We start from the raw sequence: 6,677 nt of genomic DNA, 5'->3' as shown, positions 1-6,677 counted from the left end.
GTGTAGTTGGACACGCCGATCGCGCGCACCTTGCCCGCCGACACCATATCCTCCAGCGTGCGCGCCACTTCCTGCGGGTGGGTCAGGATGTCGGGGCGGTGGATCTGGTACAGGTCGACATGATCGACGCGCATCCGCCGCAGCGACGCATCGAGCGCCTGCATCAGGTAATCGCGGCCGCTGTCATAGGGGACGGGCGGGGTGATGCCGCCCTTGGTCGCCAGCACCATCCGGTCGCGCAGCGCCGGCGCGTCGGCCAGGATTTCGCCCAGCAGCGTCTCGGCATCGCCGAATCCGCCCGCGCCGTCGAAGCCGTAGATATCGGCGGTGTCGAACAGCGTGACACCGGCGTCGAACGCCGCCTCGATCAGCGCACGGCCTGGTGCCGCACCGGCGCCGGCGAAGCGCCACATCCCCCATGCGATCGGGCTTACGGCAATTCCGCTCTTGCCGAGCGGACGCGAATCGGGCGATAGAATGATTTCAGACATCGTTGTCATACATAAGGACAAGAGGCGTGGGAGAGCAAGTCCGTTACGGCCTGGTCGGCACCGGCATGATGGGGGTCGAGCATCTCAACAACCTGGCGATCACGCCGGGCGCGGTGGTGACCGCAATTGCCGACCCGGTGTCCACCTCGCTCGGCTGGGCGAAGGATGCGCTGGGCGAGAAGGCCGACGGGGTGCAGGTATTCGCGACCTCCGCCGACCTTGCCCAAAGCGGGCTGGTCGATGCGGTGATCGTCGCCAGCCCGAACCACACCCACCGCGACGTGCTGGTCCCGCTGTTCGGCGAAGGACTGGCGATCCTTTGCGAAAAGCCGCTGGCGACGACGGTGGAGGACGCGCGCTGGATCGTCGAGCAGGCCGAGGCGAGCGATCGGCCGTTCTGGACCGCGATGGAATATCGCTACATGCCGCCTGCCGCGGAATTTATCCGCGCGGTGCACGCCGGCAGCGTCGGCGCGCTGAAGATGCTGTCGATCCGCGAGCATCGCTTCCCGTTCCTGGAGAAGGTCGGCGACTGGAACCGCTTTTCCGCCAATACGGGCGGCACGATGGTGGAGAAATGCTGCCATTTCTTCGACCTGATGCGGCTCATCACCGGGTCGGAGGCGGTGCGCGTTTATTGTTCCGGCGCGATGGACGTGAATCATCTGGACGAGGCGTATGACGGCCGCCGCCCGGATATCATCGACAACAGCTATACCACCGTCGATTTCGCCAATGGCGTGCGCGCGATGCTGGACCTGTCGATGTTCGCGGACGGCGCGGAGAATCAGGAGGAGATCACCGCGGTCGGCGATCAGGCGCGGCTCGACGTGCTGATTCCCGAAGGCGCGATCGTGCGCAGCCCCCGCGTCGGCTTCATGAAGCCCAAGCAGGTCGAACGGCGCGTCGTCCATGTCGACGAAGCCGCGCTGAAGGCGGGCAGCCACCATGGCTCCACCTTCTACGAGCACCAGCGGTTCAACGCCGCGGTGCGCGGCGCCGGCGCGGTGGAGGTGACCGCGCGCGACGGCCTGATGGCGGTGGCGATCGGGACCGCCGCGGAAATCAGCGCGCGCGAGAAGCGCGTCGTCGAGATGCACGAACTGGGTTTCCGACACTAAAGACGAACTTGGCTGACAACGCAGTCAGTCGTGATACCCCACCAGCAGAGTGGGAATTTCCGGGGAGGTTGAGATGAAGACCAAGAGCCTGTTTCTGAGTGCCGTCGCCGCGTCCGCGCTGATCGCGGCATCGCCCGCCGCCGCGCAGGTGGCGTCGCCCGATCCCGCCGCCGGGACCGGCAGCGCCACGACCCCGGCGGAGGCGGAGGATGCGCCGGTCGGCGATATCATCGTCACCGCGCAGAAACGGTCGGAGCGGTTGCAGGACGTGCCGGTCGCGATCACGGTCGTGTCGGGCGATGCGCTGGCGGCGCGCGGCGCGGTGAATATCGAGGGCGCGCAATATCTGGTCCCGACGCTCAACTTCCGCAAATCGGGCACCGCGATCAACCAGTCGCTGTTCCTGCGCGGCGTCGGCACGTCGACCTTCTCGATCGCGGGCGAGCCGTCGATCTCCACCGTGGTCGACGGCGTGGTGTACAGCCGCGCGGGCGAGGCGTTCAGCGACCTGATCGATATCGACCGGATGGAGGTGCTGCGCGGGCCGCAGGGGACGCTGTTCGGTAAGAACACGTCGGCGGGCGTCATCAACATCGTCACCAAGCGGCCGGGCAAGGACCTGGGCGGCTATGTCGAGGGCGGGTTCTTCTTCGACAACGGCAACGAATATCGCGTGCGCGGCGCGATCGACCTGCCGGTGAGCAGCGACGTGGCGCTGCGCGTCACCGGCTTCTACGGCACCTATGACGGCAATATCCGCAACCTGGCCTATAACGGCGAGCGGGTGAACGGCTATGAGCATTACGGTGCGCGCGCGATGCTGGTGGCGAACCTGGCGCCCAATTTCACCGCGACGATCATCGCCGACTATCGCGAATCGAAGGACAATTGCTGCGCCGAGGTGATCGGCACGACGCCGACCGGCGCGGCGGGCAGCGCGGGCGCGTTCGCCGCCACCGTCCTGCCGCCCGCACGCCGCGACGAGACGCGCGAGATCAACCAGGACCTCGTCACCCGCACCAACGAGAAGAGCTGGGGCGTCAGCGGCCAGTTCGACTGGGAACTGGGCACCCAGACCGTCACCTACATCGGTTCGTATCGCGAATATGATAACGAAGAGATTCGCGACGGAGACTGGCTGCCGCGCGCCTATTCGGGCCTTAACCAGTTGCACGATGTCGGGCCGCAGGTGTCGAACACGATCACGCAGGAACTGCGGCTGACCAGCCCGGCGGACCAGTTCTTCAGCTATGTGCTGGGCGCCTTCTATTCGCGCGCGGAAACGACCCGCACGTTCACGCGCGACGATATCGTGTGCAACGGTGCGCCGGTGGGCACGCCGTGCAGCACCGTGCCGGCGCTGACCACGCGGCCGACCGGCACCGCGGTGTTCGGTTCGGTGTTCAAGAATTTCGCGTTGTTCGGACAGGGCACGCTGAACTTCACCGACCGGTTCCGCGGCATCGTCGGCATCCGCTACACCACCGACCAGCTGGACGTGTTCCACCGGCGCGTCACCACGCTGGCGGGGCCGGGCATCCAGCCCAGCTTCGGCCCGTTCACCGGCAAGACGACCAACGACAATTGGTCGGGCAAGGCGGGCGTGCAGTATGATATCGTGCCGCAGTCGACCTTCTACGCCACCTATGCGCGCGGCTATAAGGGGCCGGCGTTCAACATCTTCTACAATCTGACCGCGACCGGCACGAACGTGATCGAGCCGGAGACGGCCGACAGCTATGAAGCGGGGCTGAAGAACACGCTGTTCGGCGGGAAGCTGGTCGTCAACCTCGCCGCCTATTACGCCAAGTATAACAATTTCCAGGCGAACAACCCGGACGAGGTCGCCGGCGTGCTGGTGACGCGGTTCACCAATGCGGGGCGCATCTCCACCCGTGGCGGCGAGCTGGACCTGCTGTTCCAGCCGGTGCGCGACCTGTCGTTCAACGGCGGCCTTGCCTATACCGACGCGCGCGTCGACCAGTTCAAGCTGCCGACCAATGGCAACATCACCGGCGTGGTGCCGTCGGGCACGCCGCTGGGCTATGCGCCCAAGTGGAAGGGATCGCTGGGCGCCGACTGGCGCGCGCGGACCGGCGGGGCGGTGGACTTCGCGCTGGGCGCGCAAGGGTCGTACCAGTCGAGCCAGCTGTCGCAGCTGGACGCCAATGCCGCGGTCCGCGCCGCCACGACGATCAAGGGCTATGGCCTGGTCGACGTGTCGGCAGCGGTGATCGACGCCGACGACCGCTATCGCGTGACCTTCCAGGTCAAGAACCTGTTCGACCAGAGCTTCGCCGCGGCGATCACCTCGGGCGGGCCGGGCGGCAGCTACCGCTACATCATCCCGCGCGAGGCCGATCGCTATTACGGTGTGACCGCGCGGGTGAACTTCTGACGTTCCTTCGGCCCCTCCCGACGTGGGAGGGGCCTTCGGGCCTCGTCATCCCAGCGAAAGCCGGAACCTCTGTCCGCACGGGCGCGACAGGAACCGAGAGAGGCCCCAGCCTTCGCTGGGGCGACGTTTTCGCCCGTCAATGCGCCACCACCAGCGGCGCGCCTGCCTCCGGCTCGACCGGGACGATCCGCGGGATCAGCAGGTGGATCGCCAGCAGCGCCAGCAGATAGGAACTGGCGCAGATCACCAGCGCGGGGGTGTAGCCCCAGCCGTTCGCCAGCGCCCAGGCCTGGAACTGGATCATCCCGATCGAGCACAGGTTGCCGCAGAACGCCGCGATGCCGATCGTTGAGCCGACCGCGCGCGCGGGCGTGACGTCGGTGGCGACGCCGAACACGTTGGTGGAAAACCCCTGATGCGCGAACAGCCCCAGGCCGAGCAGCAGCGCGGCGCTCCACGGGCTCGAGACGGACAGGACCAGCGGCACCGGCAGGACGAGGAGCGCGTAGAGCAGCATCGTCGTCTTGCGCGCGCGGTTGACGCTCCACCCGCCCGCGATCATCCGCGTCGGCAGCCACCCGCCGGTCAGCGCCCCGCACGCCGCCAGCCCGTAGGCGAGCGCGACCGGCCAGCCGAGCGTCCCCTGCGGCAGCGCGAACAGCCGGTGGAACAGATCGGGCAGCCACAGCAGCATGAAGAACCACACCTGATCCGACAGCACCTTGGCGATCGCGATCGCCAGCGTGGTGCGGCGGCGGAGGATATCGCCCCAGCGGATCGGCGCGGCCTCCATCGCATCCAGCGCGACCGGCTTCACGCGCAGCGCGAACCACACCGCGACCCAAACAAGCCCCAGCCCGCCCGCGAGCAGGAACGCGGCCTGCCACCCGAACGCGACTGCCAGCGGCGGGATCAGCGCGGGCGTCACCACCGCGCCGACATTGGGGGCGGTATTGCCGATGCCCAGCGCGATCTGCCGGTCGCGATGGTTGAAATAGGTCGCGGCGGTCTTCACCGCGGCGGGCGTGCCGATCGATTCGGCCATCCCCAGCACCACACGCGCGCCGATGAACCCGGTGACGGTAGTGGCGACGGCATGCGCCATCCCGGCCAGGCTCCACACCCCCACGCCGACGCCGAACCCGCGGCGCAGGCCGACGCGGTCGATGAACCAGCCGGTGCCCAGGAACGCGAACGCGGTCGCGACCTGAAACGCGGTGCCCATGTTGGCGTAATCCTGATCCGACCAGCGGAATTCCGCCTCCAGCGTCGGTTTCAACAGCGCCAGGATCTGGCGGTCGACATAGTTGAGCATGATCGCGACGAACACCATCGCCACGATCACCCACCGCGCGCGATTGGCGCCTCCGCTCATCCTCTTCCCTCCCGCAACTTTCTGTCCGATAACGTTGTCATACGTTCGCGATGCGCGCTAGTCCTCAACGAGCGGCGGCGTATAGGGGGGATCATGACCGGCAACCGTCCACCTTCGTCGTTCCCGATGGCCGCGGACCTGTATGGCGACATCGTCCCCCTGCCGCATAGCACATGGCGCGATCATGTGCCGGGGCTGGTGGTGGTGGCGGCGGGTACGCTGGCGGCGGCGTTCATCTCCGATCATTACGGCGCGCCGCTGACACTGATGGCGCTGCTGATCGGGCTGGCGCTCAATTTCCTGTCTGCGGACAAACGGCTGGCGACCGGCACCGCCTTCGCCAGCCGCGCGCTGCTGCGCTGGGGGATCGTGCTGGTCGGGGTGCGCGTCACCTTCGGGCAGATCGTGGCATTGGGGCCGGTGGCGCTGCTGGCGGTGGTGGCCATCGTCGCCCTGACGATCGGGTCGGGCATCCTGATCGCGCGGCGGCTGGGATTTTCCGATGCGTTCGGCACGCTGGCGGGCGGCGCGGTCGCGATCTGCGGCGCCAGCGCGGCGCTGGCGCTGGCGACGACATTGGGCGAACGCCGCGCCAGCCAGGCGCAACTGACGCTGGTGCTGGTGGTCATCTCCGCGCTGTCGGCGCTCGCGATGGTCACCTATCCGTTCGTCGCGCACTGGCTGATGATGAGCGACCTGAAGGCCGGTTTCCTGCTGGGCGCGTCGATCCACGACGTCGCGCAGGCGCTGGGCGCTGGCTATTCCTATTCCGACGGCGCCGGGCAGATCGCCGCGATCGTCAAGCTGACGCGCGTCGCGCTGCTGGCGCCGGTGCTGGCGGTGGTGGCGCTCTTCCTGCCGCGCGGCGAAGCGGGCAAGGGGCAGGGGGTGCCGTGGTTCGTCATCGGCTTCTTCGTGATGGCGGGGATCAACTCGACCGGGATCGTTCCTGCCTTCGCGACCCATGCGGCGGAGCGCGCGGCGGCCGGGCTGCTGGCGGCGGCGGTCACCGCGACCGCGATCCGTTCCCCGCTGTCGCAGCTGCTGGAGGCGGGGCCGCGCCCGATGGTGATCGTGGCGGGCGCGACATTGGTGGCGTTCGTGCTGTCGCTGGCCGCGGCGGTGCTGCTGATCGGCTAGCGCCTTCGGACCGGCCGTCATACCGGCGCAGGCCGGGATCTCCCTGTGATCTCAAGGGGCAGCAGCCGCGGGAGGCCCCAGCCTGCGCTGGGGCGACCTTTGCGTTCGTGTGGATCGGTTAGCGCCGCGCGGGCTCGGCGGTCGAATCGCGC

Annotated in this window: 5 protein-coding genes; 3 read left to right on the top strand and 2 right to left on the bottom strand. The window is 67.9% G+C overall.

The annotated features are described in order from the left end of the window. The coding region (locus AX685_RS16345) for an aldo/keto reductase (RefSeq protein WP_231738964.1) at positions 1 to 491 on the bottom strand (491 nt) is incomplete at its 3' end. Positions 492 to 517: 26 nt separating this feature from the next. Between AX685_RS16345 and AX685_RS16340 the strand changes: the two genes are divergently transcribed. Both AX685_RS16340 and AX685_RS16335 read left to right on the top strand, forming a co-directional pair. Further along, complete coding sequence (locus AX685_RS16340; protein ID WP_082741028.1) at positions 518 to 1,612, top strand: Gfo/Idh/MocA family protein; 1,095 nt, start codon at positions 518 to 520, stop codon at positions 1,610 to 1,612. Positions 1,613 to 1,685: 73 nt separating this feature from the next. Continuing rightward, on the top strand, positions 1,686 to 4,010 hold the full coding sequence (locus AX685_RS16335) for a TonB-dependent receptor (protein ID WP_066490576.1): 2,325 nt from the start codon (positions 1,686 to 1,688) through the stop codon (positions 4,008 to 4,010). Between the two features lie 136 nt (positions 4,011 to 4,146). On the opposite strand, the gene AX685_RS16330 is transcribed toward AX685_RS16335, so the two are convergent. Next, complete coding sequence (locus AX685_RS16330; protein ID WP_066490571.1) at positions 4,147 to 5,385, bottom strand: MFS transporter; 1,239 nt, start codon at positions 5,383 to 5,385, stop codon at positions 4,147 to 4,149. Positions 5,386 to 5,478: 93 nt separating this feature from the next. Between AX685_RS16330 and AX685_RS16325 the strand changes: the two genes are divergently transcribed. Next, positions 5,479 to 6,525 carry a YeiH family protein gene (locus tag AX685_RS16325; protein ID WP_420542556.1) on the top strand — a complete coding sequence of 349 codons (1,047 nt, stop codon included), beginning with the start codon at positions 5,479 to 5,481 and terminating at the stop codon, positions 6,523 to 6,525. Positions 6,526 to 6,677 lie beyond the last annotated feature (152 nt).

The sequence above is a fragment of the Sphingomonas sp. CCH9-F2 genome (genome assembly GCF_001556735.1).
Lineage (GTDB): Bacteria > Pseudomonadota > Alphaproteobacteria > Sphingomonadales > Sphingomonadaceae > Sphingomonas > Sphingomonas ginsenosidimutans.
Note: the sequence above shows the minus strand (reverse complement) of the source record. Positions and strands in the feature narration are given on the sequence as shown.

Bases quoted from the DNA above. Each gene is read 5' to 3' on its own strand.
- AX685_RS16335 (WP_066490576.1), top strand. From the start codon at position 1,686: ATGAAGACCAAGAGCCTGTTTCTGAGTGCCGTCGCCGCGTCCGCGCTG.
- AX685_RS16330 (WP_066490571.1), bottom strand. From the start codon at position 5,385: ATGAGCGGAGGCGCCAATCGCGCGCGGTGGGTGATCGTGGCGATGGTG.
- AX685_RS16325 (WP_420542556.1), top strand. From the start codon at position 5,479: ATGACCGGCAACCGTCCACCTTCGTCGTTCCCGATGGCCGCGGACCTG.